This window comes from Algoriphagus formosus (assembly GCF_002807035.1).
Classification (GTDB): Bacteria; Bacteroidota; Bacteroidia; order Cytophagales; family Cyclobacteriaceae; genus Algoriphagus; species Algoriphagus formosus.
On sequence record NZ_NIUC01000001.1, the window covers coordinates 140,189 to 162,443 of the forward strand.

Sequence of the window (22,255 nt, forward strand, 5' to 3'; positions counted from 1 at the left end):
TTTTGGAAGTTTGTTTTCATCATTCTGCCTATCTTCGAGCATGATTCAATTGATCGAATGTCCACGGGATGCCATGCAGGGAATTCCGGATTTCATAGATACTTCTATCAAAGCAGCCTACATTAATCAACTTTTAGAAGTTGGCTTTCATACCATTGATTTTGGAAGCTTCGTAAGCCCAAAAGCCATTCCTCAAATGAGGGATACTGCCGAGGTGTTGGAAATGCTTGATTTGCATAAGGCCCAATCCAAGCTTTTGGCTATTGTGGCAAATGTAAGAGGGGCGGAGGATGCCTTGCAGTTTGAAGAAATCGATTACCTCGGTTTTCCACTTTCTGTCTCTGAGACCTTTCAACAAAGAAATACCAACGCAAGCATTGCGAAAGCTTTAGAGACCGTGGAGTCGATTCAAAACCTTTGTGAAGTCAAGGGAAAAGAACAGGTGGTTTATCTGAGCATGGGATTTGGGAATCCTTATGGCGATCCATATTCACCGGAATTGGTGGCAGAATTTGTAGAAAAACTCGATCAGTTGGATGTAAAGACCATTTCATTGAGTGATACGATTGGAGTAGCTGATAGGGATTTGATTACAAAGCTTTTTGAAGTGCAAATCAACTCTTTTCCCCACCTTACTTTTGGGGCTCACTTGCATAGTCGTCAGGAATCTATTCAGGAAAAAGTACTCGCTGCACTTAAAGGAGGTTGTAGAAGATTTGATGGTGCACTGAAAGGTTTTGGAGGATGTCCGATGGCCAAGGATGACTTAGTTGGAAATATGGCTACAGAAGTGATGATTGAGGCATTGGAAGGAGAGGGCTTTGACCTGCAACTAAATAAGGCTGAGCTTGGAGAAGCCATGAAGCTTGCCAATTCTGTTTTTTATTGAATATGAGTAGCTCCAAAATCCAGCACAAGGTCAAGGCTACCCGAAACTACCGCTATTTGCATAAATGGCTGGGATTGCCTTTGCTGATATTCTTTTTTCTGATCGGGATTACATCCATTCTATTGGCTTGGAAAAAGAAAGCCGAATTGCTTCCTCCAACGCTTCAAACTCAAGTAGAAAATGGAACCTGGATACTACCTTCTGAAATGGCTCGGATTGGGGAGGAGGAGATGAAAAAACTGGGTAGAGATGAAGCAGTGGATAGAATCGATATTCGGCCGGACAAAGGAATTGCCAAAGTGACTTTTAAAACTCATTTTACTGAAGTACAGCTGGATGGATTTTCTGGAGAAGTTTTATCAGTAGAAACACGCCATTCTGATTGGATCGAAAAAGTGCATGACGGCAGTATTTTGGACTATTATTTCACCGATGGGGAAGGTTCGAAGCTAACTTATTCCACCTTGACTTCACTGGGATTGATTCTGATGGGTATCAGTGGCTTTTATCTTTGGTACTATCCGAAATTGATCAGGAAGTTGAAAAAGTAATCAGACCAAAAGCTTGAATTTCTTACCTGGAAGAGACTTGACTATTCCTTCGAATTCTAGCGATAGTAACTTCGAGGATAAAGTGCCTAGCGGAATCTCAGTCGCATAGCAAATCTGGTCAATTTCGGATTCTCCCTTTTCCTGTAAATGGGTGAGAATAGCTAATTCCTCTTTTTCCCGATTTGAAAAATCCAATTTTGGTTTTGAGAGCTTCTCTTCCCCAGGTTTTGTCCAAAAGAGCGCTTCTGCAATATCATTCGGTCCAGTATAAATTGAAGCTTTCATCTTCTTGATTAGATTGTTGCAGCCTTCTGAAAAGTTGGATTGAAGATTTCCTGGTACTGCAAATACTTCCTTATCGTAGCTGTAAGCAATTTCTGCAGTGATAAGTGCACCGCCTTTAGCCGCCGCTTCTACCACTATTAATGCATCTGACAACCCCGCGATAATTCGGTTTCTTGCTGGAAAGTTACCCGGCATCATTTTGCTGCCTGGGGCATATTCACTTAAAAGAGCTCCACTTTCCTGGAGTTGCTCGGCGGTCTTTCTATGCACTGCCGGGTAAATCTGATCGATAGGGGAGCCCATTATGGCCAAGGTGGGAAGTCCTGCATGAATAGCAGCTCGATGTGCCTCAATATCAATCCCGTATGCCAATCCAGAAATAATCGCAGGCTGATAGACCACAAGGTCTTCAATGATTCTTTTTGTGGCTGACCGACCATAGGAGGTCGCACTTCTGGTACCCACAATTCCGACGGTTCGTTCGAAATTCAAATCAGCTTTTCCTTTCGAAAAAAGCAAAACAGGTCCATCTTCCTGTGCTTTTAGACGTTGGGGGAATTTTGGGTCCAGATGGGTAAGGATTTCAAATCCCTTTTTCCCAGAAGTTGCTATTAAATCATCCGCTTTTCGAAGGAGTTCCTCTCTGCTTTCACGAAGTGCAAGTAGCTTCGGACCTACTTTAGGGATTTTAGAAGCTTTGCCTTTTGGAATGTCAAAAAATGCCTTTGGGGATCCCGAATAAGCTAAAATTGCTTTGAAAAGGCTTGGCCCAATCTTGGGAGCCAAAGCCAAAGCAATAAAATGCCGGATATGTTCATGATCCGGATTTTGCATGGAATTCATCGCGAATGGTCGCTAAAAACTCTTTAATCTCCTGAAGCTTCTGTACTGCCCCAACTTTGTCAAAGCCTTGTTCCTGTCCATGAGCAATGACCTCCCGTGCCCCATCCAATGTATATCCTTTTTCCTTTACCAAATGATAGACAAAACGGATTTTTTGGATATCGTCCTTCGTAAATCTGCGGTTGCCACGTTTGTCTTTTTTGGGTTTGATGATATCAAATTCCCCTTCCCAAAAGCGAATAAGCGAAGGAGCTACTTTAAACATGTCGGCAACTTCACCGATTGAATGGTATTTTTTCTCTATGATTTTCTCTTTGTACGGCACAGCTTTGGGAATTATTTCAAACAATAAACTAAAATACAAAATCAATTGATGACTTCAAGAATGACTTGAAGTGATCTCCGCAAAAATCAACAGGTTAACGATTTAATATCTGCAACATCTGCACAGCAGCGAGTCCAGCAGTCTCGGTTCGAAGCCTACTTTTACCCAAAGAGACAGGTTCAAAACCATTTGAAATCGCCAGCTTGATTTCTTCAGGATCAAAATCTCCTTCCGGTCCAATTAAAATAAGGTAGTCTCGAGTGGGTTTGGCTACATCCAAAAGATGATTTTGGTGGTTTTCATCCACATAGGCAATAAACTTTTGAAAACCCGAAAATGCGGGATCCTTTATCAAATCAGAAAAGCTGATGTCTGAATGGACTTTGGGTTTAAAGTATTGCTTGCTCTGCTTACAAGCAGAAATGATTTTCTTTTCGAGTCTGTCGGTTTTAAAATAGGTTCTTTCCGAATTTTGACTCTTCATCAGGTAGATTTCATGAAAACCGATCTCTGTGATTTTTTCTACCATCCATTCCATACGGTCAGGACTTTTGGTAGGGGCGATGGCTAAATGAATTCGAAAATTATCTTCCGGAGTTTTTTCAATATCGATTACCAGAAGGCTAGTCTTCTTGGGATTAGCATCTTGAATCCTGCAATGATACAAATTGCCATTTCCATCTGTCAGATCTACCGAATCACCTGTTTTTTTCCTTAAAACGCGAATCAGATGTTTGGATTCTTCAGGTTCGAGGTGGATTTCAGGAGGCTGAATATTTTCTTGAAAAAAAAGCGGCATGGTTGATTTTTGATACAAAAAAAGCACATTTCCCGAAAGAAATGTGCTTTAACCAAATTAACCTTAACCTATAATCAACCTTTTGAAATTTCCATATTTACGGATTTCCCTTTGATGGTGTTTTGCTTCATGATGCGAATTACGTGATCTGCATCTTTCTGCGGTACATCCACAAAGGAGAAGTTGTCGAAGATGTCAATTCCACCGATGCTTCGTCCAGGGATTCCTGCTTCGCCGGCGATTGCACCTACGATGTCATTGGGACGGATACGGTCACGCTTTCCAAGGTTGAGGAAAAGTCTGGCCATATTGGCTTCAGTAGCTCTTCCGCCACCTCTACGCTCTCGACCGCCTTCTCTTCGCTCGCCACGACGTGCACCATCGCGATCTCTTCCGCCACGCTCAAATCGTCCGCCTCTATCTCCGCGATCATTTCTTTCTCTTCTTCTGTCCTGGAAGGAAGGAAGGGAGAAATCCTGATCTCTAAGTTCCTTAACAGCCTCACCCATGGTCATCTTGATTAGACCTAGCGCAATTTGCTCAGGAGTAAGTCCTTCAGTAAGTAATTGACCCAAAGTCTCTTCGAAGATCTGATTGTCTTCTTCTTTGGCCAAGGTACGATGTACATCTTTTACCAACTGAGCTTTCTTCATGTCAATCAGTTCGTTGACAGAAGGAGGGTCCATTTTATTAATGGAAGCCTTCGTGAATCGTTCAAGATCCTTGATCTTCATCGTATCTCTACGACCGGTTACGAAGTTGACAGCTACACCGGATTTACCTGCACGGCCTGTTCTTCCGATTCTGTGTACGTAGTATTCTTCGTCCAAAGGAAGATCGAAATTGAATACTGCCTCCACATTGTCCACGTCGATTCCTCGAGCAGCCACATCTGTAGCCACCAAGACATTACAGATTCCTTTACGGAATTTACCCATCACCTTGTCTCGCTGAGCCTGTGAAAGGTCACCGTGTAATGCTTCTGCTACGATTCCTCTTGATCCGAGAGATTCAGTTACCTCATCTGTCATTCGTTTCGTGTTACAGAATACTACAGAAAGGTTGTAATTATTTACGGTCATCAATCGAACCATCAATTCCATTTTAAGTGAAGGTTTCACTTCATAGAAGATTTGCTCGATACGATCTACTGTCAGTTCTTTTTTCGCAACTTTGATGATGTGTGGGTCTTTCTGATACTTTCTGGTCAAATCCATGATGGGCTTGGCCATGGTAGCAGAGAAGAAGACAGTTTGTCTTTCTTCAGGCATTTCTTGAAGAATAGCTTCGATATCATCTCTAAAGCCCATATCCAACATTTCATCCGCCTCATCCAATACGATGATTCCAGCATCTTCAAGTTTCAAGGTACCTCTGTTGATGTGATCTTGAACTCGACCTGGAGTACCTACTACGATTTGTACGCCTTTCTTCAGTGTTCGAATCTGCTTGTCGATTGATTCGCCACCGTAGATAGCTACAGAAGTGATTTTGCGATGATACTTTGCCAGTTTTTGGAATTCACCTTCTACCTGTACTGCTAGCTCGCGAGTAGGACAAAGGATGATAGCCTGAGGCTTGTTGAAGTCAGGGTCGACCAAATCAATGATCGGAATAGCGAATGCTGCTGTTTTACCTGTACCTGTTTGAGCTTGACCGATTACGTCATGTCCTTCGAGTACGTAAGGGATAGCTTGCTCTTGAATTGGGGAAGGTTGGGTATAGCCCATCTCTTCCACTGCCTGTAGAATTTCTTTCGAAATCCCCAGGTCTGAGAATTTTGTGTTGTTTTCCATGATGTTTCCTTACTTTTTCTTGCCATGTTCCTTGATCCCAGACAAGCGACAGTAAGGAAATCACGGCTCGAAAAAATTATTCTATGTCAAAATTGACGGTGCAAAAGTATGTATAAATATTTTGTAAAACAAGAGTAGGTTTGAATGTTTTAGAATAATGTTTAAAAAATCGAGAGATTTATAAAAAATAATTTGGTAGACCTTTGTTGAGATTGCTTTTAAAGGAAGGTTCTATCGGAGGAGGCTTCTTTCATCATTTTTTCTGCCAGGTCTTTTCCGAGATAGCGATCGATCAGCCCATGTCCAAGATAGAGCAGGGGAGTAAGTAGAATTGCAACTGAAAATTTGTAGACATAGTTGATGATTCCAACTGCAATAACTTGGCTTAATTCCCAATTTCCGAAGATGTAAAATGCTATTCCCAAGACCACAAATGAATCAAAAAACTGACTGACCAAGGTGGAGCCTGTGGCACGCAACCAGATCATTTTTGATCCGGTGACAGCTCGTAGTTTTTGGAATACAAAGACATCGACCAACTGTCCCAAGAGAAAGGCGGTGAGTGAACCGATGATGATTCCCAATCCCTGTCTGAATATGGTGTTGAATGCATAGGAAATATCAAAGGAATCTCCCGAAGGAGTTTGTGCATTGACATCCAACCAAAAATCAGCTGGTACTAAAATGGTCACGACGCTGATAACCACAAATACATAGGCAATCAATCCTGCAGTAAGAAAACTGATCTTTCGAACGCCTTTCTTTCCAAAATACTCGTTAATAATATCCGTGGTTACAAAGACAATCGGCCAAATAACAGCGCCTGCGGTCAAATTGAAGTCCAGGATATATTCCCCAAAAAACTTCCAATTGACAGGCTCAAAACCAAAAGTTCGCTCTGCTGAAAATATTTTCACTCCAATAATTTCCGCCAAGATGGCATTGGTCAGAAATATTGAACCCAAAATGATGAAGAGGTTGGTCTTTTTGGAAGATTCGTTGCGTGTCATAGTTGATAAGTTTCTCCCTCTACACTCAGTTCAACATTTTCGAAGATCGGTTTTGCTTCATCAAGCATAGGATTCAGATCCTTATATCTAGACGAGAAATGCCCTAAAATCAGTTTTTTTACGGAAGATGCTGCCGCTATGGATGCTGCCTGACCTGCTGTGCTATGCATGGTAAGCTCTGCTCTCTCTTTCTCCGCATCTAAGAAGGTAGACTCATGATACAGTAAATCAACCTTGGCGATATATTCTTTTAATTCGGGCCAATAAATGGTATCTGAACAGTAGGCATAAGTCCGTGTAGGTTCTTGTGGGTAGCAGTATTCTCTCACCGGATAGAATGAACCATCCACGCCGATATAGTCCATCCCCTTCCGTAGGGATTGAATAGCTTCAACGGGTAGCTTTTCGGTTTCCAATTTCGATTTGATCAGGTTACGAAGACCTGCTTTTTCTTTGATCAAAAAACCTGTGGTAGGAAGACGGTGGCGAAGCGGGAAGCTATAAACCATCAATTGAGGGGTATTTACCAATAGATTTAATCCGTCATCAGTAGTAATATGAAAATCAATTGAATATGTCAATTGAGTATTACTCCATCTAAAGTGAGTACTGATGATTTCATCTAGACCTTTTGGTCCAAAAATAGTCAAGGGATTGCTTCTCCTAGCCAAATGAAAACTGGATAATAATCCAATCAAGCCCAGGTAGTGATCCCCATGAAGGTGTGAAATAAAAATATAATTGATTTTGGAATACTTCAGCCGAAACCTGCGAAGTTGCATTTGCGTGCCTTCTCCACAGTCGATTAGCATCAATTCACTTCCCAGCTTTATGAGTTGGGAGGTGTGATTGCGACCATGTACAGGAATCGATGAAGTATTCCCAAGTATCGTTACCTCAAATTCTGGTCTCAATCCTCTTCTTCCTCGTCCTCTTCTACTGCCCCGTTTTCAATTTCATGCATGAAGACCGCTTCTCCAGCCTCTTCCAAGTCATTGACTAGATTAAGCTTTTTGTCCAACATGGAGATTTTCAAAAGCTTCAGCACATGATCCTGAACACCGGAGATCAAAAACAAGCCTCCATTGTTTCCATATTCACGATCTCCAACCAATAAGGCGCTAAGCCCTGAGGAATCTACATACTTTACATGGCTCATGTCAAGTACAAGCTTTTCGTAGCCTTCTGCATGCACGGTCAAAAGCTCAGATTTCAGCTTAGGAGCTAAAGTTGAGTCCAATTTTTCCTCCATTGGAGTGAAAATTACGTATTGTTCTTTTTTGTCAATGCTATATTTCATATAAATTGTGTTTTGCCCATCCTTCGAAATGAAAGGATGAATCCTGCCCGGAAATTAAATCAATAACTTATTTACTTCCTTGCTTGATAATTGTTGATTTTAGTTTTCGTTTAGATACTTTTTTATTGCTTCTTCGATGCGGGTTTCAATGGCATCGGTTTCAGCTTTTACAAATTTTTCTCCGGTGATTTTTTCGAATAGCTCAATATAGCGATCCGAAATGCTTTGTACAATTTCATCAGTCATTTCAGGCACCACCTGACCATCTTTTCCCTGAAAGCCATTCTCAATCAGCCATTGTCTCACAAATTCCTTTGATAATTGGCGCTGAGCTTTACCTTCTTTTTGGTTCTGCTCGTATCCATCCGCATAGAAATATCGACTGGAATCCGGTGTGTGAATTTCGTCAATTAGGTAGATTTCTCCCTCGTACTTTCCAAATTCATATTTGGTGTCCACCAGGATTAACCCCTTTTCTTTCGCCATCTCCTGTCCCCGTTGGAATAAGGCTCTTGTATACTTTTCCAAGACTTCATAATCCTCCTTGCTGACGATTCCTTTCGCTAAGATGTCCTCTTTGGAAATATCCTCATCATGTCCTTCGGAAGCTTTGGTAGTCGGTGTAATAATGGGGGTGGGGAAAGCATCGTTTTCCTTCATTCCTTCTGGCATCGGGACGCCACAGATCATTCGCTTTCCAGCTTTGTATTCGCGAGCGGCATGTCCAGACAGGTAGCCACGGATTACCATTTCTACCTTGAATGGCTCGCATCGCTTTCCTACTGTGACATTGGGATCTGGAGTGGCGGTGACCCAATTAGGTACTAAGTCAGAGGTAGCTTCAAGGAATTTGGCTGCGATTTGATTTAATACCTGGCCTTTGAAAGGAATAGGACGTGGAAGCACCACATCGAAGGCAGATATTCGATCAGAGGCCACCACCACAAGTTCTTTATCGAAAATATAGACATCTCTTACCTTTCCTTTGTAAAAGTCAATTTGTGCAGGAAATTGGAAGTTGGTCTCTTTGATTGCGTGGCTCATGATTAAGATGTTTTGGCAAAAATAGGAAAGCTTTTATTCAATTAAAGGGAATGATTAGTAATCAATCTTTTTTCTAATCGATTCTTTTTTCTCGGTTCGGATCAGCTCGCCTGATTCATCATAATACTCCCAAGTGCCAGTAGGAATTCCCCGCTGGTAAAAGCGAACTTCCTCAAGTGAGCCATCTTCCCGAAATACTTGGACTTCACCGGATTCAAGTCCTTGAAGGAAAGTGATTTCCATTTTCAATTGTCCATTTGGGTGATAATGGAGCTCTCTACTCGCTAGATCAGATCTGGGAGAAAACTCTCGGATCAAAGCTTTCTTTCCATCCGGATGAAAGGTTTCGAGAGGGCTAGTTGGAATTCCATTTTTGAAAGTGATTTTTTGACGCAGTTTTCCATTTTCATAAAATTCCTTCGACTCGCCGGAAATTACCCCATTTTTATAATATGTCTGCTTTTGGATACTTCCATCCGGAAAATATTCAAGGTATTCACCATCTAAGAATCCCTTCTTGTAATTGGCTACGACATTTTTACTACCGTCCTCATAGAAAGTAAACTCTTCACCTTCTAGCTCCCCATCACGGTAGTTTGCTCTTCGCTTGATTTTACTATTTGGGTAATACTCTTCATATGGCCCCTGAAGCCTGCCTGCTTCAAAATGGATAATTTGCTGCACAGCACCATCCGGGAAAAAGCGTTCACTTTTTCCATTGGGGACATTATTGGAAAATTCAGTCCTGTCCTGAAGCTGACCATTTTCAAAGTAAGTCGTAACGGGCCCTTCGATTTGATCATTTTCGTAGTGGAGCTCTTGTCTGATTGTACCATCCAAAAAGAATGTCTGACTCACTCCATGCTTCAGATTATTTTGAAAAGGGATCGTCCGCAGGGTGTCGCCTGTATCCGGGTTCAATTCCACAAAAAGCCCTTCACGCTGATCAGCTTTGAGGTTTCCGAGTAGAATCAATTTGCCCTCTTCATTAAACCGTTTCAGGGTTCCTTCTGCCTTGCCATTGACGGTGGGGTAGATTTCTTTGAGCATGGTTTGCTGCTCGTCATAAAATACCCGAACCATTTCCTGTCCATAGACGGGGCAGAGGCTGATCAGAAGTAGAATGAAGGGTGCAAAACGTTTCATAAAAAAATCCGCGACAGAATATGCCGCGGATAGTTTGTGGGTTTGGTTATAATTTTTCAATTACCATAGCAGAAGCACCGCCTCCTCCATTACATATTCCTGCTACACCAATGGAGCCGGATTGCTGATGAAGGACTGAATTCAGGGTAGAAATAATTCTAGCACCTGATGCTCCCAGTGGATGTCCGAGAGAAACAGCTCCGCCATAGACATTTAGCTTGGCTGGGTCCAATTTCAATTCTTTTTGATTGGCTAAAGCAACTGCCGAGAAGGCTTCATTGATCTCATAGAAATCTACCTCATCGGCACTGATACCTGCATGTTGAATAGCTTTTGGAATAGCTAGTGCCGGAGCAGTAGTAAACCAAAGCGGATCAGTAGCAGCATCTGCAAATCCTCGGATTTTTGCCAGCGGCTTAAGCCCCAATTCATCTGCTTTTTCCTTGCTAACCAAGACCAAAGCAGAAGCTCCATCATTCATGGTAGATGCGTTGGCTGCTGTGACGGTGCCTTCCTTATCAAATACCGGACGGAGACTTGGGATTTTTTCAAACATGACGTTTTTGTACTCCTCATCTTCATCGATCAGAATGGTCTCGCCTTTTCTACCTTTCATTTCTACAGGAACTACCTCATCCTTGAAGTATCCTTTTGCCCAAGCATCAGCCGCACGCTGGTAGGATTGAATGGCATAGGCATCTTGTTCCTCTCTGGAGATGTTCATTTCTTTGGCAGTGTTGTCGGCGCAGTTACCCATCGGGAATTTATAATACACCTCAAAAAGTCCATCTTTTACAAGACCATCTACAAACTCCGCATTGCCGTATTTGTAGCCAAAACGAGCTTTAGGCACATAGAATGGAACATTGGACATGCTTTCCATACCTCCCGCCACAACTACATCGTTGATGCCGAGCATGATGCTTTGAGCTCCAAACATGACTGATTTCATACCTGATGCACATACCTTATTTACCGTGGTACAAGGAACTTGATATCCTATCCCCGCTCCAATCGCGGCCTGTCTTGCGGGAGCTTGACCTAAGTTGGCCGAAATGACATTTCCCATAAAAACTTCCTGAACAGCCTCTGCTTTTACGCCCGACTTTTCCAAGGCGCCTTTGATGGCGGTCGTACCTAGCTCTACTGCTGTTAGTCCTGAAAGTTTTCCGCCGAAACTACCAAGTGGTGTCCGGACGGCTGACACGATGTATACTTCTTTGAACATGTTTATTTGGGTTTTTCTGATAAAATATTTCGCTTTTGGGTTTACCAGTCAGGAATTCCCCGCTTGGGTCGCTGAGTGGCCTTTTTTCGATTCTGTTGAATGTAGCGGAGCTCTGCGGCATTCATACTCTCAAGAATCTGTGCAGCTTGCTCAGGGGTCAAATTCATCGCTTTTAGCTTTTCTTTGAATTCTTCTAAAGCCTTTTGACGCTCAGCAAGGTTAGCATCCATTTGATCGTTTGCATTTTCACTGGCCGGATCTTGGCTTTGTTCCTGTGGATCTCCGGATTCAGATTCTTTTGCTTGATCCTGCTCTGTTTTTTCTCCCTGCTCTTGATTTTGCTGTTGTTCGCCTTGCTCTCCCTGACTCTGTTGGTTCTCTTGGTTTTGCTGTTCTTGGTTTTCCTGATTCTGCTGCTCTTGATTTTGATTTTGCTCGTCTTCTTGCTCCTGTTCAAGCTTCTCTTTCAATGCTTGCAGTTTGCTATCTCCCGGAAATTTACTCAAGCCATCATTCACGGTTTGGAGTGCTTGTTCCTTTTCAGTTTTTACGTAGAAGCGAGCAGCTTTATTAAAAAAGTCACCTGCTGTCTGTGCATAGGATGCCAGTGAAAAGGTGAAAATGATTGCTGAAAGTAGTATTATCTTATTTTTCATTGATCTCTGTGACTTCTTGAAGAGTGGTGATGAATTGCTGGTAAGCTGCCACGGTTTGATCCTGAGCCAGCGCTTCATTCATAAGGTTTAACGCATCTCGGAACCGGAATTGTTCAACCAATCGATCAGCTTCTGCTTTTTTTCGCTTGGCAAAGTCTGATGGCTCGGGAGGATTCTCCTCTTGATTTTTCCGTTCTTCGTCTCGCTTCATCCATCTGGCAAGCAATTCATAATTATATCTTGCGACTTCATTCAATGGATCCTTGATCAAGGCAGTTTTGAATTTACTAAGCGCAGCTTCGTATTCTTTTTTGTTTCCAAGTAAAACACCTCCTTGGTTGTAGGCGAATGAAGAGAGAATCATATCCGCGCTTGTACTTGCTTTGTCATAGTAACCTGCTGCCTCATCAAGCTTCTCCGAATACTGAGCACTGAGACCTAGGTTAAAATCCAATTCACTGTAGCTTACGCCGAAGCGTTCTTGCAAGGCAAGATGATCCTGGTAGGATTGTTCATATTCTCCATTGGCAAAACTCTCCCCAGCCACATCAATCGCTGCATTCAATTCCGAATCACGCATCCATGCGGAAGGAATGAGTAAAAGAAGACCGATGATTAGTTTTCCTCCGTTCATGCTTAAAGTTTAATGGTTTTGATTGGAAGAATCATATCCAAAACTGAAAGGATCAATCCTGCAAGCAGAAAATAGAAATATTTATTGGAAGAGGCTTCTACCTGTCGGGTACCGATGGTGCCGCCTTCCAATCGCTCTAGATTACCGATCAAATCACTGACTTCCTGAGAAACGTCCGATATTTCAAAATACCTGCCGCCTGTTTCAATGGCGATTTTCTGAAGCGCATCCCGGTCTAGTCTTGTTTCCGCAGGTCTCCCTGTATTGGGATCAATCACCACGCCATTTCCGCGAGGAATAGAGCTTCCGGCATCTGTACCGATTCCCAAAGAAAACACCTTGATACCAGCTTCAGCAAGAGAAGCGGCTACATCCTCATATTCTCCTCCGAAGTCCTCTCCATCTGAGATCAAAACCACTGATTTGGATTTGACTTCTGGAGAAACATCGCTTACAAATCGATCTAAGGCCATTCGAAGTGGACCACTTAGGTCAGTGCCAGCATTTGGAACCAAGCCGGTATTGAGTCCATCCAGGTAAAGCTGAATGACATTTTGGTCAAAAGTCAGTGGACACTGCATGTAAGCTTCTGAGGAAAAAATAATCAGGCCAATTCGATCAGAAGGAAAATTTTTGATCAATTCCTTCAATTCAAATTTAATTCTTTGTAGACGGCTAGGGCCGATATCTGTCGCATTCATGGACTGAGATAGGTCAATAGCCAGGAAAATGTCCTTGCCTTCTTCTTTGACTTCTTTGGTCGATGTGCCAATAGAAGGTCCTGCAAATGCGATCAGAAAAAGAATAAAATAGCTTGTTCGCAGAATGAGTTTAGTAAGTAATCGTCGTTTTTCGACTTTGAGTCGGCGATTGATCAACCAGAATCTGGAGATGTAAAATAAGTACCCCAAAGCAAAAGCTCCGGCTAGAACTATTAAAAGTTTGAAATCAGGATATGCCCAAATCATGGCCTGAAATTATAAAATAATTAGCAAGGAAATAACCTTTGGGATGAATGGTAAGTTTAGATTTGTGACTCCATTTGAAAATTAACAAACATTAAGCCGCTTAGGCCGTGTACTTGAAAGCTGAATTATATCCTACCTGATGTCCAAAGCCATTTTTTTCAAAATTCTAATTCTATTAATAAGCTTACTTCCACTTCGCTCTTTCGCTCAAGAACAGCTGATAAAGGGTGTTGTGATTGACGTGGATAATTCATTTCCTCTTCCGGGCGCTAATATCTACTGGGAAGGAAATAAAACGGCCGGGGTGGTTTCTAACCTTGAGGGTGAATTTGAGATCAGCGTGGTTGATCTTCCTGCTAACCTGACTATCTCATTTGTTGGTTATCAGACATCTGTTCGTGCTATTACGGAGAAAGATCTCAACAAAACCGTCAAAATATTCCTTCGCCCTGATGAGTTATCTCTCGATGAGGTGTTGATTCAGGAATTGCGCCCTGATCAGAATATCAGAAGTCTGGAAACCGGTAAAAACAGCGTTCCGATTCAGACGATCAAAAATATTCCTGCCTTATTCGGAGAAGTTGACTTGCTTCGGAGTTTGCAGCTTTTGCCTGGTGTACAGACAGCAGGAGAGGGGACCACGGGTCTTTTTGTACGAGGAGGTTCGGCTGATCAAAACCTAGTCCAAATAGATGGAGCCCCAGTATACAACCCTTCCCACTTTTTTGGATTCTTTTCGGTCTTTAATCCAGATGCACTTAGTGGAGTAGAACTTTATAAAGGAAATATGCCCGCTTCTTTTGGAGGTAGGCTTTCCTCGCTAATAGATGTATCCCTCAAAGAAGGAAACAACCAACAAATCCATGGAGAAGGCGGGATAGGAACTATTTCATCCCGATTAACGATAGATGGACCGCTCTTTTCCGAAAACTCTACCTTCATAGTTTCTGGACGTAGAACCTATGCTGATGTATTTTTGGGCTTTGCAAGAGATGAAGAAATTCGAAATAACAAGCTGAATTTTCACGACCTCAGTGGTAAAGCTGTATTTCGAATCGGTGACCGTGATCGCTTAAGTGTAAGTACCTATCAAGGGAGAGATTTTTTGGGGCTTGACGATCAGTTTGGCTTGGGCTGGACCAATTGGGTGAGTGCTGCCACCTGGTCTAGGAATATCAGTGACGATACCTTTTTCGACTTGAATGCCTACCATTCGCGCTATCGATATTCGATCGACTTCGATGATCCGGAGAATGGCTTTGAGTGGGGCAATAACCTTTCTGAATCAGGTGTAAAAGGAACTTGGCAAGTCAATCGAAATGGAATCAATACCTATTGGGGTTTTCACTCTCAGTATTATCGATTTGCGCCCATTGAGCTTACCCCTGCCCCTGGAAGTAATATTCAGGGTATATCCACTAATTCAAAAAATGGGCTGCTCAACAATATTTTTGCAGGTACTTCTCTGGATATCACGAGCAAGCTTAGTGTGGAAGCGGGACTTCGATGGGGCTTATACAATCAGCTCGGAAATGGGGTCAAGTATGAGTATGAAGGAGGTATTCCAGGTCCTGAAGCAGAAGTGATAGATTCGGTTCGCTATGATCGCTTCCAAAATATCCAATTCTATCAAGGTTTGGAGCCACGCTTAGCTTTCCGATATCTTTTCAATGATAAGTTTTCGGTCAAGTCTGCTTACAATCGAAATTTCCAATACGTGCAGATCGCTTCCAACAGCTCGGCAGGTCTTCCTATTGATCGCTGGATATTGGCGGATAGTTATGTCAACCCGATTAGAAGTGATCAATTTTCTTTGGGTTTCTTCAGAAATTTTGAAGAAAACAAATGGGAGCTGTCTGTGGAAGGATATTACAAAACACTGGAGGGAATCATTGATTTGAGAAATGGGGCTCAGGTTCTATTCACAGATAATGTAGAAACTGAAATCCTTTCCGGAAGAGGATGGAGCTATGGCGTGGAGTTTTTACTTCGAAAAAATATAGGAAAAACTACCGGATGGCTAGCTTATACATGGTCTCGAGCTTGGAGAGAAATTGAAGGTATCAGTCAAGGGAAGGCATACAATCCGCGATTCGATCGACCACATGATGTCACTTTGGTACTGAACCATGAGTTTTCTCCGAAGTGGTCTGCCGGATTGACCTTTATTTATACTACTGGTCAAGCGGTCACTTTCCCGATAGGTACCTATCTCGCCGATAATCAGCAATTGCCTTTGTTCTCACCATTTAGAAATGAGGACAGATTTCCTGACTATCACCGGATGGATGCTTCTGTCACTTGGAAAAACTCCAATAAGGGCAAGCGATGGAGGGGAAGCTGGAATTTCAGCATTTATAATCTTTACGGCCGTAAAAATCCATTTGCCTACGAGTTTAGAGAGATATACAACGACGATATTACCGTCAGCCCTTCCGATGGGCCTGTAGATTCTTCCCGACGGGGTATAGTAATGACTTACTTATTTACTTTTCTTCCATCTATCACCTATAACTTCCAGTTTTGATGAAGCGGTTACTTAGCATATTGTTAGCGATTAGTTTTTTTTCCTGCCAAGAGGAAGTGGAACTGCCATTAGCTACTATTGAAGGCTTGATTCCTGTTATAGAAGGTAGCTGGACGGATAATCCTAGTTTCAATCAAGTGCGAATTTCATTAGCTCAGGATTACTTTGATAATTCTGATGAACTTTTGATTCAGGATGCGGAAGTATCAATTCGAAATCTCGAGACCAATGAAACTACAAGGTTCGAGTTTTTACCTCAGTTTGGATTTTACAAGCCTTTTGACCCTAGGTCAGTAGCTCGAATAGGAGAGAGTTATGAATTGCTCGTGAAATGGAATGAACAAGAATATCGCTCCCAAGGGACGATGTTGGAGCCACCGGTATTGGATAGTTTGACTTTCGAATTTCGCGAGGAGCGCGTATTCAGAGAGGAGGGATACTATATCAAAGCTTATGGAAAGATTCCATTTGATGAGGATAACTACTATCGGATTCGAGTGATCGAAAATGATACACTCAAAAACGATCGGGGGGATTATTTGCTTTTTGATGACACCTTCGGAGTAGAATTCTTTTCTCAGGGTTTAGAGTTGAATTATTCTTTTAAAAAAGGAGATCAGGTTCGCTTGGAGCTTTTCCGTATGAACCGCGATGTATATGAATACTTTAACCAACTCGTTGGTCTACTATTTAATGATGGGGGACTCTTCAGTCCACCGCCTCAAAATCCTGACACCAATATCCAAATCACTCAAGGAAGCGGTGAGATTCTAGGTTACTTCTTTGTAGGTCCTGTTTTGACCGAATCCATTGAAATAGTAGAAGAGGAATAGATTTTTTCCCTTAATTATATCAAATTCAAGAATTTACTTCCAATTTATTGAAGGAAGTCCTCTCTTTTTTCAGGACTTTTTCAAGAAGATATTTGAATTAATCGCAATTCAGCTTTTGATTATTGAAGGCTTTTAATAAATTGATACTAGTTAACATGAATCGTAGAAATACGAAAAATAAGTTGTATGTTTAAATAATTAATCTTACTATTGAGTTATGAAAGAGATTTCAGCAAATGAAGAGCGCATGATGCGGGTACTTTGGAGAATTGGTCAAGGCTTGGTTCGAGATATTTTGAATGAGCTTGATGAGCCCAAACCGCCTTATACAACGATTGCTTCCACGGTACGCCTTTTGGAAAGCAAAGGATATCTCACGCACAAGGTTTATGGAAATACACACATGTATATTCCATTGATTTCTCAGGAGGAGTATTCCAAGGGTAAAATCAATCACATGGTTTCTAATTTCTTCCAAGGTTCTGTGAGCAATTTTCTATCCTTCATGGTAAATGAGAAAAAAATCTCCAAAAATGAGATTAAAGATCTCCAGAAGCTGATAGATGATGCAGAAAAAAACGCCAAGAAATGAATTGGCTAATTGATTTGTGGATCGAAGGAAGTCTGATTCTGGCCATTGGCTTGTTATTCTATAAGCTAACGCTGGAGAAACTCACCTTCTTCGAATGGAATAGGGGATTTTTGATAGTCCTTCTCGTTCTATCCATAGGATTGCCTTTTCTATCTTTTGAGTTTTCTAACCCAGAAAATGCACTGGCAGAGTTTACCCTACCAGCTTTTGAATTGGGTAAGGGGGTGGCCACTGAGGAAGTTTCCTTTGGCTTGATGGATCTGATGCTGACAATATATGTGATCGGTTTTTCCATTGCCTTACTGAAGGTGATTTTCGGATTGGTAAAACCTTTCTTCCAACTTCAATTGGTTGAAAAGTTCAGTTACCAAGGTCTGAAAATAGCTGTCCATCCAAGTTTTGAACCGGCTTCCTATTTTGGATATATTCTTTTGCCCTATTTCGAGCCTGAGGAAGAAGATCAGCGTCAGATCTTACTTCATGAGTCGGTTCATGTGTCAAAAGGTCATTCATGGGATCTTCTTTTCACACACTTGTTCAAGGCTGTGTTCTGGTTTAATCCGCTAGCTTATCTCTATGAGAAGTTATTGCGCGAGATTCACGAGTTTCAAGCTGATCAGGGAGTGACGAATTCTTTTTCTCAATTCGACTATTCTCGGCTGCTTCTCAGGCTGATTGTAAAAGATCAAAGCTGGCAGCTTACCAATAGCTTTAATCAGTTTCAAACAAAAAAAAGAATTCTTATGATGAATCGAGAAAAATCAAGAAGCACTGCCAAAAGCCGCTTTCTTATGGTGATTCCTTTGGTTTCGCTCATGGTATTAGTATTTGCCTGCGATCAAAATCTTGCAGATGATGAATCAATCAAACCTGAAAACGTGGTTGAAATTCAAGGTGCGGATGGCACCGTTCAATTAAAGGAAATGGTCAATGGAAAGCTTGTCGAGATCGAAGCAGATGAAATATTTGATGTGGTAGAGACTCAGCCTACTCCTTCAGGCGGTATGGAAGGCTGGAATGCGTACCTAAGAGCGAATCTTAAATATCCTGCCCAAGCAAAAGAAATGGGTATCGAGGGTACAGTGATCGCGGTGTTCGTGATCAATACAGATGGATCCATCACAGATGTGGAATTGCTTCGTGGGATTGGAGCAGGCTGTGATGAGGAAGCTTTACGAGTTATTCAAAATGCACCCAACTGGGAGCCTGGCAAGCAGCGTGGACGAGAAGTTCGAACCCGCATGCGATTACCAATTCGGTTTAAGCTAAGCTAAAAATTTCAAGTCAATCAATTACCACATTTATGAAAAGGGTTTTAAGAACGAGTTTTACATTTCTACTTACTCTTGGGATGATGATCTATGGAGTAAATGCTCTTGCCCAAGAATCCACTGTTTCGGCTACAGAAGCTCATACGCTAGAGCAGATGCCTGAGCCTCCAGGCGGGATGAATGAGTGGATGTTTTCTCATTTGGCTAAAAATCTAAGGTATCCAGAGACGGCTAGAGATAAAGGAATCGAAGGTACTGTAATTGTAAAATTCATTGTTGAAAAAGATGGCTCAATTTCGGAAACTCAGATCCTTCGTGGAATAGGAGGGGGCTGTGACGAGGAAGCGATTAGGGTTTTGCAGCTTTCACCGAAATGGAAAGCAGGAGTAAAAGACGGCTCGGTTGTTCGGACCGAAATGAGACTTCCGATTCGGTTTAAATTAGGATAATCTTTAATGACAAAAAAAGGCTTTCTAAATCTAGAAAGCCTTTCTTTTTTTGTTTTGGAAATTAAAAATCGGTGGATTGCCCATCTAAGTTCAGCGGCTTGATCCAGATGTTTCTGTAAAATACATCGTGTCCTTCCGCCTGCAGTTTCAATCCGCCTGGACGGTCTGTAATTCCTTTTCCTCCATCATTTCCGCCATCGATGCCGGAATTTGGACCACCCCAAACCTGCTGAATACTCACATCTTCATGAATTTTTTTACCATTGAAGTAAATCGTCACCCGAGCCTTTTCTGTAAGTGTTCCATTCTCAAAGCGGGCTGCTTTGAAGACAATATCATAGGCATTCCATTTTCCAAGACCATTGTAGGCTTGTTCCTTTGGTAGATGTTCATTGATTACGGCAGCCAATCCATGCAAACCATAGTCTCCATCTAGGATTTGTATCTCATATCGGTTTTGAAGGTAAACCCCGCTATTTCCTCCCTCATTTTTGATCAAAAATTCCACGTGGGCTCTAAAATCCCGATATTCTTTTTTTGTGACGATATCCGCAGCGCCATATTTTCCGCCTGCTGCTGCAGGATCATTGCTACTGATCGCTTTTCCACCATCTATTGGGTCTTTCACTTCCATCCATTTGATGGGAGGCTCAGCCGAAAAACGAGGTCCCTGCCAATATTGCCATTTTTCTAAAAGCATTTCTTTGCTTCCATCTAGCATCAATTCAGCTCCTTCGATCGGAGCTGTGCCAACTCCAACTTGGGCCTTCGCTACAGCAGTGCCTATAAAAATTAAGGCTAAAGCAATAATCCAGTGAATAGAGAGGTTTTTGGTTTTCATAGGTTTACTATTTTGGGTTGTGTTGAATGCATGTAATTTGGTTATTTTTATGAAAGCTGGAAAGTTTCTCATGGAATTTAGGGCTTTCATACTGTTTTTTATCAATCTAAATCAATAGCAAATGAAATGGGAAGGTCGTAGACGCAGTAGCAATGTAGAAGACCGAAGAGGGCAACGCGGTCCAAGCGGTGGTGGGGGAATTAACCCAATGTTGCTTGCACCTTTGCTTCGAATGCTTTTCTCGAAAACCGGTCTGGTGATCGTCGCAGTGTTTATCGGGGGCTCAATCTTGCTTGGAGTGAATCCACTTTCCTTGATTGGTGGCTTTTTGGGTGGAGGTCAAGGATTTACCACTGAGGTTAATTACCAATCCAGTCCTGAAGATGATCGCTTAGCTGAGTTTTGCTCTGTGATTTTAGCTGATAGTGAGACTGTTTGGAATCAATTGATCGAAAATTACAGGGAACCAACTTTGGTGCTTTTTTCTGGTTCTGTTTCCTCTGCCTGTGGAAATGCAAGTGCTGCCACAGGTCCTTTTTACTGTCCGGCAGATGAAAAACTATACATTGATTTAAGCTTTTTTCAAGAGATGGAGCAGCGACTCAATGCTCCGGGAGACTTTGCTCAAGCCTATGTCATTGCGCATGAGGTAGGCCATCATATCCAAAAAATCATGGGAATTACCGACGAAGTACAGCAGCTTCGGGGAAAGATTTCAGATCGGGAATACAATCAATATTCGGTACGATTGGAACTTCAGGCTGACTTTCTGGCTGGAGTATGGGCTCATCATTCACAGCGAGTGAGTGGGATGATGGAGGCAGGAGACCTCGAAGAGGGCCTTAATGCTGCTAATGCCATTGGGGATGACCGACTACAAAAACAAGCTACCGGACGGGTAGTGCCGGACTCTTTCACCCATGGTACTTCAGCTCAGCGAATGCGCTGGTTTAAAAAGGGCTTTGACACCGGAGACCTTTCTCAAGGTGATACCTTCAGTTCTGAGACCCTTTAGATTTCGAGAATATAATCTAAGATGCCGGCATTCTTTCCCTTTGGCCTAGTGACTAAGAGGGGAAGGGTATCATTGAACTGAATCAAACGCTCAGCCATACTTCCAATGAACAATGCTGTGGCGGCAGTTCGGCCTTTTGCACCGATTACAATGCCGTCAGCACCTATTTCCAAAGCTTTGTCGATGATTTCCTGCACAGGATCATCATTGTCATCTTGAGTGTAAACAGGTGTGATTTTGATGTTTTTGGTGTCAATTTTACGGATAAACTTCTTGTAATTTATCTCTGCATGCATCTGCATGATCTGGGTAAATTCCTCATAGGTCTTCCCGGTAAAATGATAGCCTGAAGGAACGTTGAATACATTCTGACAAACAATTTCAGCATTACCATGTCTTGCGGCTATCATAATTGCCTCTTCCATCGCATCCTTCGAATATTCAGAAAAGTCTGAAGGGACTAGGATTTTTTGAACCTTTGGAACGGTAGTTTCAGGAATGATCAATAGGGAACAGCTCGCTCTTCTGGCTAGTCTCAAAGCAGCAACTCCTGTGCCTGGAAGGGTGGTTTTTCGACCAATGATGATCATATCCACTGACTTTTCCTCGGAAAGCTTGAGGATCTTTTTTGATAGGTTTCCTTCCTTTACCATATAGTTCAGCGAGATATCTTTTTGATCCCCAAAAACCTCTGAAACAGTTTTTTGCATTGCATTCTGCCTTTCAGTGATCATATTCTCTATGAGGTTTGGAAATTCCTCCAGGACTTCCTTAGGAACCGAAAGGTTTTTGATCACATTGACAAAAAATATCTTCTTGGTTTGATTGACTCTGGCAATAAATTGTGCGAATTCGACCAAGGTTTTGTCTAAGCTGGACTGATCCAGGCAAACAATCATTTTCTTAATCAAGTACATGGGCGTGCAAAATTTGACAATACAAAGTTAAAGGCTTCTTGATAGATTTTTAATGGAATTGAAATAAAATTCTGAACCTAATATAATTATTTGTTCTGTACAGATTGAATTTCAAGTATTAAGGAATTTTTCAAAATAAGCTCCTGAATTTTATTTTCCGGGATATGCTTTTCTTCATGCTTAAAGTTAAATAGAGAAAAGAGAATTACGAATTATCCGCTCCCTAATTTAACCCGTCGATGTAATATCCGTATATTTGTCAAAGCCCAGGCCGCTGACATGTTCAAACTTCACAATTAACAACTATACCGAGTGAAGCCCTTTCCAAAAACAGGC

22 protein-coding genes and 2 pseudogenes are annotated in these 22,255 nt (G+C 42.0%); 9 read left to right on the plus strand and 15 right to left on the minus strand.

Annotation, left to right across the window (positions count from 1 at the left end; all coding sequences use genetic code 11):
* Nucleotides 1-40: 40 nt before the first annotated feature.
* Entirely contained in the window at nt 41-889 is an 849-nt protein-coding gene (locus CDH51_RS00615; RefSeq protein WP_100626800.1) for a hydroxymethylglutaryl-CoA lyase, read from the plus strand.
* A 2-nt stretch (nt 890-891) separates the two neighbouring features.
* Nucleotides 892-1,440 carry a PepSY-associated TM helix domain-containing protein gene (locus CDH51_RS00620; protein ID WP_100626801.1) on the plus strand — a complete coding sequence of 183 codons (549 nt, stop codon included), beginning with the start codon at nt 892-894 and terminating at the stop codon, nt 1,438-1,440.
* Here CDH51_RS00620 and dprA read toward each other — a convergent pair whose 3' ends face one another.
* The 13 genes from dprA to CDH51_RS00685 all read right to left on the minus strand — a co-directional run bounded on the left by dprA (nt 1,441) and on the right by CDH51_RS00685 (nt 13,474).
* Nucleotides 1,441-2,559 carry a DNA-processing protein DprA gene (gene dprA / locus CDH51_RS00625; RefSeq protein WP_100626802.1) on the minus strand — a complete coding sequence of 373 codons (1,119 nt, stop codon included), beginning with the start codon at nt 2,557-2,559 and terminating at the stop codon, nt 1,441-1,443. It lies immediately after the preceding gene.
* Entirely contained in the window at nt 2,540-2,893 is a 354-nt protein-coding gene (locus CDH51_RS00630; RefSeq protein ID WP_100627758.1) for a MerR family transcriptional regulator, read from the minus strand. The genes dprA and CDH51_RS00630 overlap by 20 nt, the downstream gene beginning before the upstream one ends.
* A 94-nt stretch (nt 2,894-2,987) precedes the next feature.
* Complete coding sequence (locus CDH51_RS00635) at nt 2,988-3,692, minus strand: 16S rRNA (uracil(1498)-N(3))-methyltransferase (RefSeq protein WP_100626803.1); 705 nt, start codon at nt 3,690-3,692, stop codon at nt 2,988-2,990.
* Nucleotides 3,693-3,766: 74 nt separating this feature from the next.
* Nucleotides 3,767-5,488 carry a DEAD/DEAH box helicase gene (locus tag CDH51_RS00640; RefSeq protein ID WP_100626804.1) on the minus strand — a complete coding sequence of 574 codons (1,722 nt, stop codon included), beginning with the start codon at nt 5,486-5,488 and terminating at the stop codon, nt 3,767-3,769.
* Nucleotides 5,489-5,706: 218 nt separating this feature from the next.
* Nucleotides 5,707-6,498, minus strand: coding sequence for a queuosine precursor transporter (locus tag CDH51_RS00645; protein ID WP_024282660.1), 792 nt, complete (start codon nt 6,496-6,498; stop codon nt 5,707-5,709).
* Nucleotides 6,495-7,412 carry a ribonuclease Z gene (locus CDH51_RS00650; protein WP_100626805.1) on the minus strand — a complete coding sequence of 306 codons (918 nt, stop codon included), beginning with the start codon at nt 7,410-7,412 and terminating at the stop codon, nt 6,495-6,497. Before CDH51_RS00650 ends, CDH51_RS00645 begins: the two co-directional genes overlap by 4 nt.
* Nucleotides 7,409-7,798 carry an STAS domain-containing protein gene (locus tag CDH51_RS00655; protein WP_026946560.1) on the minus strand — a complete coding sequence of 130 codons (390 nt, stop codon included), beginning with the start codon at nt 7,796-7,798 and terminating at the stop codon, nt 7,409-7,411. The genes CDH51_RS00650 and CDH51_RS00655 overlap by 4 nt, the downstream gene beginning before the upstream one ends.
* A gap of 99 nt (nt 7,799-7,897) precedes the next feature.
* Complete coding sequence (locus CDH51_RS00660; RefSeq protein ID WP_100626806.1) at nt 7,898-8,842, minus strand: phosphoribosylaminoimidazolesuccinocarboxamide synthase; 945 nt, start codon at nt 8,840-8,842, stop codon at nt 7,898-7,900.
* Between the two features lie 54 nt (nt 8,843-8,896).
* The gene (locus CDH51_RS00665) at nt 8,897-9,988 is read right to left on the minus strand and encodes a toxin-antitoxin system YwqK family antitoxin (protein WP_100626807.1); all 1,092 of its coding nucleotides are present in this window, start codon (nt 9,986-9,988) and stop codon (nt 8,897-8,899) included.
* A 46-nt stretch (nt 9,989-10,034) separates the two neighbouring features.
* Complete coding sequence (locus CDH51_RS00670; protein ID WP_100626808.1) at nt 10,035-11,216, minus strand: acetyl-CoA C-acyltransferase; 1,182 nt, start codon at nt 11,214-11,216, stop codon at nt 10,035-10,037.
* A gap of 41 nt (nt 11,217-11,257) precedes the next feature.
* Nucleotides 11,258-11,872 (minus strand): hypothetical protein, encoded by a 615-nt coding sequence (locus tag CDH51_RS00675; protein ID WP_100626809.1) that lies wholly within the window; start codon nt 11,870-11,872, stop codon nt 11,258-11,260.
* The gene (locus CDH51_RS00680; protein WP_100626810.1) at nt 11,862-12,506 is read right to left on the minus strand and encodes a hypothetical protein; all 645 of its coding nucleotides are present in this window, start codon (nt 12,504-12,506) and stop codon (nt 11,862-11,864) included. Before CDH51_RS00680 ends, CDH51_RS00675 begins: the two co-directional genes overlap by 11 nt.
* Nucleotides 12,507-12,508: 2 nt before the next feature.
* The gene (locus CDH51_RS00685; RefSeq protein ID WP_100626811.1) at nt 12,509-13,474 is read right to left on the minus strand and encodes a vWA domain-containing protein; all 966 of its coding nucleotides are present in this window, start codon (nt 13,472-13,474) and stop codon (nt 12,509-12,511) included.
* A gap of 139 nt (nt 13,475-13,613) precedes the next feature.
* Between CDH51_RS00685 and CDH51_RS00690 the strand changes: the two genes are divergently transcribed.
* The 6 genes and pseudogenes from CDH51_RS00690 (at nt 13,614) to CDH51_RS00710 (ending at nt 19,146) form a co-directional block, all read left to right on the plus strand.
* Complete coding sequence (locus CDH51_RS00690) at nt 13,614-16,001, plus strand: TonB-dependent receptor (RefSeq protein WP_100626812.1); 2,388 nt, start codon at nt 13,614-13,616, stop codon at nt 15,999-16,001.
* On the plus strand, nt 16,001-16,834 hold the full coding sequence (locus CDH51_RS00695; RefSeq protein ID WP_100626813.1) for a DUF4249 family protein: 834 nt from the start codon (nt 16,001-16,003) through the stop codon (nt 16,832-16,834). Before CDH51_RS00690 ends, CDH51_RS00695 begins: the two co-directional genes overlap by 1 nt.
* Before the next feature lie 217 nt (nt 16,835-17,051).
* Nucleotides 17,052-17,426, plus strand: coding sequence for a BlaI/MecI/CopY family transcriptional regulator (locus tag CDH51_RS00700; RefSeq protein WP_026946551.1), 375 nt, complete (start codon nt 17,052-17,054; stop codon nt 17,424-17,426).
* A 263-nt stretch (nt 17,427-17,689) separates the two neighbouring features.
* Nucleotides 17,690-18,160, plus strand: a pseudogene (locus CDH51_RS20240) (M56 family metallopeptidase); the annotation flags it as partial.
* Nucleotides 18,161-18,376: 216 nt separating this feature from the next.
* Nucleotides 18,377-18,700: pseudogene (locus tag CDH51_RS20245) on the plus strand (energy transducer TonB); the annotation flags it as partial.
* A 29-nt stretch (nt 18,701-18,729) separates the two neighbouring features.
* Complete coding sequence (locus CDH51_RS00710) at nt 18,730-19,146, plus strand: energy transducer TonB (protein WP_100626815.1); 417 nt, start codon at nt 18,730-18,732, stop codon at nt 19,144-19,146.
* A gap of 61 nt (nt 19,147-19,207) precedes the next feature.
* On the opposite strand, the gene CDH51_RS00715 is transcribed toward CDH51_RS00710, so the two are convergent.
* A complete protein-coding gene (locus CDH51_RS00715; protein ID WP_100627759.1) occupies nt 19,208-19,987 on the minus strand; it encodes a 3-keto-disaccharide hydrolase in 780 nt (259 codons plus the stop codon).
* Nucleotides 19,988-20,108: 121 nt separating this feature from the next.
* On the opposite strand from CDH51_RS00715, the gene ypfJ reads away from it, so the two are divergent.
* A complete protein-coding gene (ypfJ, locus tag CDH51_RS00720) occupies nt 20,109-21,002 on the plus strand; it encodes a KPN_02809 family neutral zinc metallopeptidase (RefSeq protein WP_100626816.1) in 894 nt (297 codons plus the stop codon).
* Here the strand turns inward: ypfJ and CDH51_RS00725 are convergent.
* The gene (locus tag CDH51_RS00725) at nt 20,999-21,919 is read right to left on the minus strand and encodes a universal stress protein (RefSeq protein ID WP_100626817.1); all 921 of its coding nucleotides are present in this window, start codon (nt 21,917-21,919) and stop codon (nt 20,999-21,001) included. The two genes, ypfJ and CDH51_RS00725, sit on opposite strands and share 4 nt — an antisense overlap.
* Nucleotides 21,920-22,255 lie beyond the last annotated feature (336 nt).

Excerpts from the sequence above, each read along its gene's own strand:
- CDH51_RS00615 (WP_100626800.1), top strand. The coding sequence starts at position 41 with ATGATTCAATTGATCGAATGTCCACGGGATGCCATGCAGGGAATTCCG.
- CDH51_RS00725 (WP_100626817.1), bottom strand. The coding sequence starts at position 21,919 with ATGTACTTGATTAAGAAAATGATTGTTTGCCTGGATCAGTCCAGCTTA.
- CDH51_RS00670 (WP_100626808.1), bottom strand. The coding sequence starts at position 11,216 with ATGTTCAAAGAAGTATACATCGTGTCAGCCGTCCGGACACCACTTGGT.
- ypfJ (WP_100626816.1), top strand. The coding sequence starts at position 20,109 with ATGAAATGGGAAGGTCGTAGACGCAGTAGCAATGTAGAAGACCGAAGA.
- CDH51_RS00665 (WP_100626807.1), bottom strand. The coding sequence starts at position 9,988 with ATGAAACGTTTTGCACCCTTCATTCTACTTCTGATCAGCCTCTGCCCC.
- CDH51_RS00645 (WP_024282660.1), bottom strand. The coding sequence starts at position 6,498 with ATGACACGCAACGAATCTTCCAAAAAGACCAACCTCTTCATCATTTTG.
- CDH51_RS00675 (WP_100626809.1), bottom strand. The coding sequence starts at position 11,872 with ATGAAAAATAAGATAATACTACTTTCAGCAATCATTTTCACCTTTTCA.
- CDH51_RS00660 (WP_100626806.1), bottom strand. The coding sequence starts at position 8,842 with ATGAGCCACGCAATCAAAGAGACCAACTTCCAATTTCCTGCACAAATT.
- dprA (WP_100626802.1), bottom strand. The coding sequence starts at position 2,559 with ATGCAAAATCCGGATCATGAACATATCCGGCATTTTATTGCTTTGGCT.
- CDH51_RS00640 (WP_100626804.1), bottom strand. The coding sequence starts at position 5,488 with ATGGAAAACAACACAAAATTCTCAGACCTGGGGATTTCGAAAGAAATT.
- CDH51_RS00710 (WP_100626815.1), top strand. The coding sequence starts at position 18,730 with ATGAAAAGGGTTTTAAGAACGAGTTTTACATTTCTACTTACTCTTGGG.
- CDH51_RS00700 (WP_026946551.1), top strand. The coding sequence starts at position 17,052 with ATGAAAGAGATTTCAGCAAATGAAGAGCGCATGATGCGGGTACTTTGG.
- CDH51_RS00690 (WP_100626812.1), top strand. The coding sequence starts at position 13,614 with ATGTCCAAAGCCATTTTTTTCAAAATTCTAATTCTATTAATAAGCTTA.
- CDH51_RS00695 (WP_100626813.1), top strand. The coding sequence starts at position 16,001 with ATGAAGCGGTTACTTAGCATATTGTTAGCGATTAGTTTTTTTTCCTGC.
- CDH51_RS00715 (WP_100627759.1), bottom strand. The coding sequence starts at position 19,987 with ATGAAAACCAAAAACCTCTCTATTCACTGGATTATTGCTTTAGCCTTA.
- CDH51_RS00620 (WP_100626801.1), top strand. The coding sequence starts at position 892 with ATGAGTAGCTCCAAAATCCAGCACAAGGTCAAGGCTACCCGAAACTAC.
- CDH51_RS00635 (WP_100626803.1), bottom strand. The coding sequence starts at position 3,692 with ATGCCGCTTTTTTTTCAAGAAAATATTCAGCCTCCTGAAATCCACCTC.
- CDH51_RS00685 (WP_100626811.1), bottom strand. The coding sequence starts at position 13,474 with ATGATTTGGGCATATCCTGATTTCAAACTTTTAATAGTTCTAGCCGGA.
- CDH51_RS00655 (WP_026946560.1), bottom strand. The coding sequence starts at position 7,798 with ATGAAATATAGCATTGACAAAAAAGAACAATACGTAATTTTCACTCCA.
- CDH51_RS00680 (WP_100626810.1), bottom strand. The coding sequence starts at position 12,506 with ATGAACGGAGGAAAACTAATCATCGGTCTTCTTTTACTCATTCCTTCC.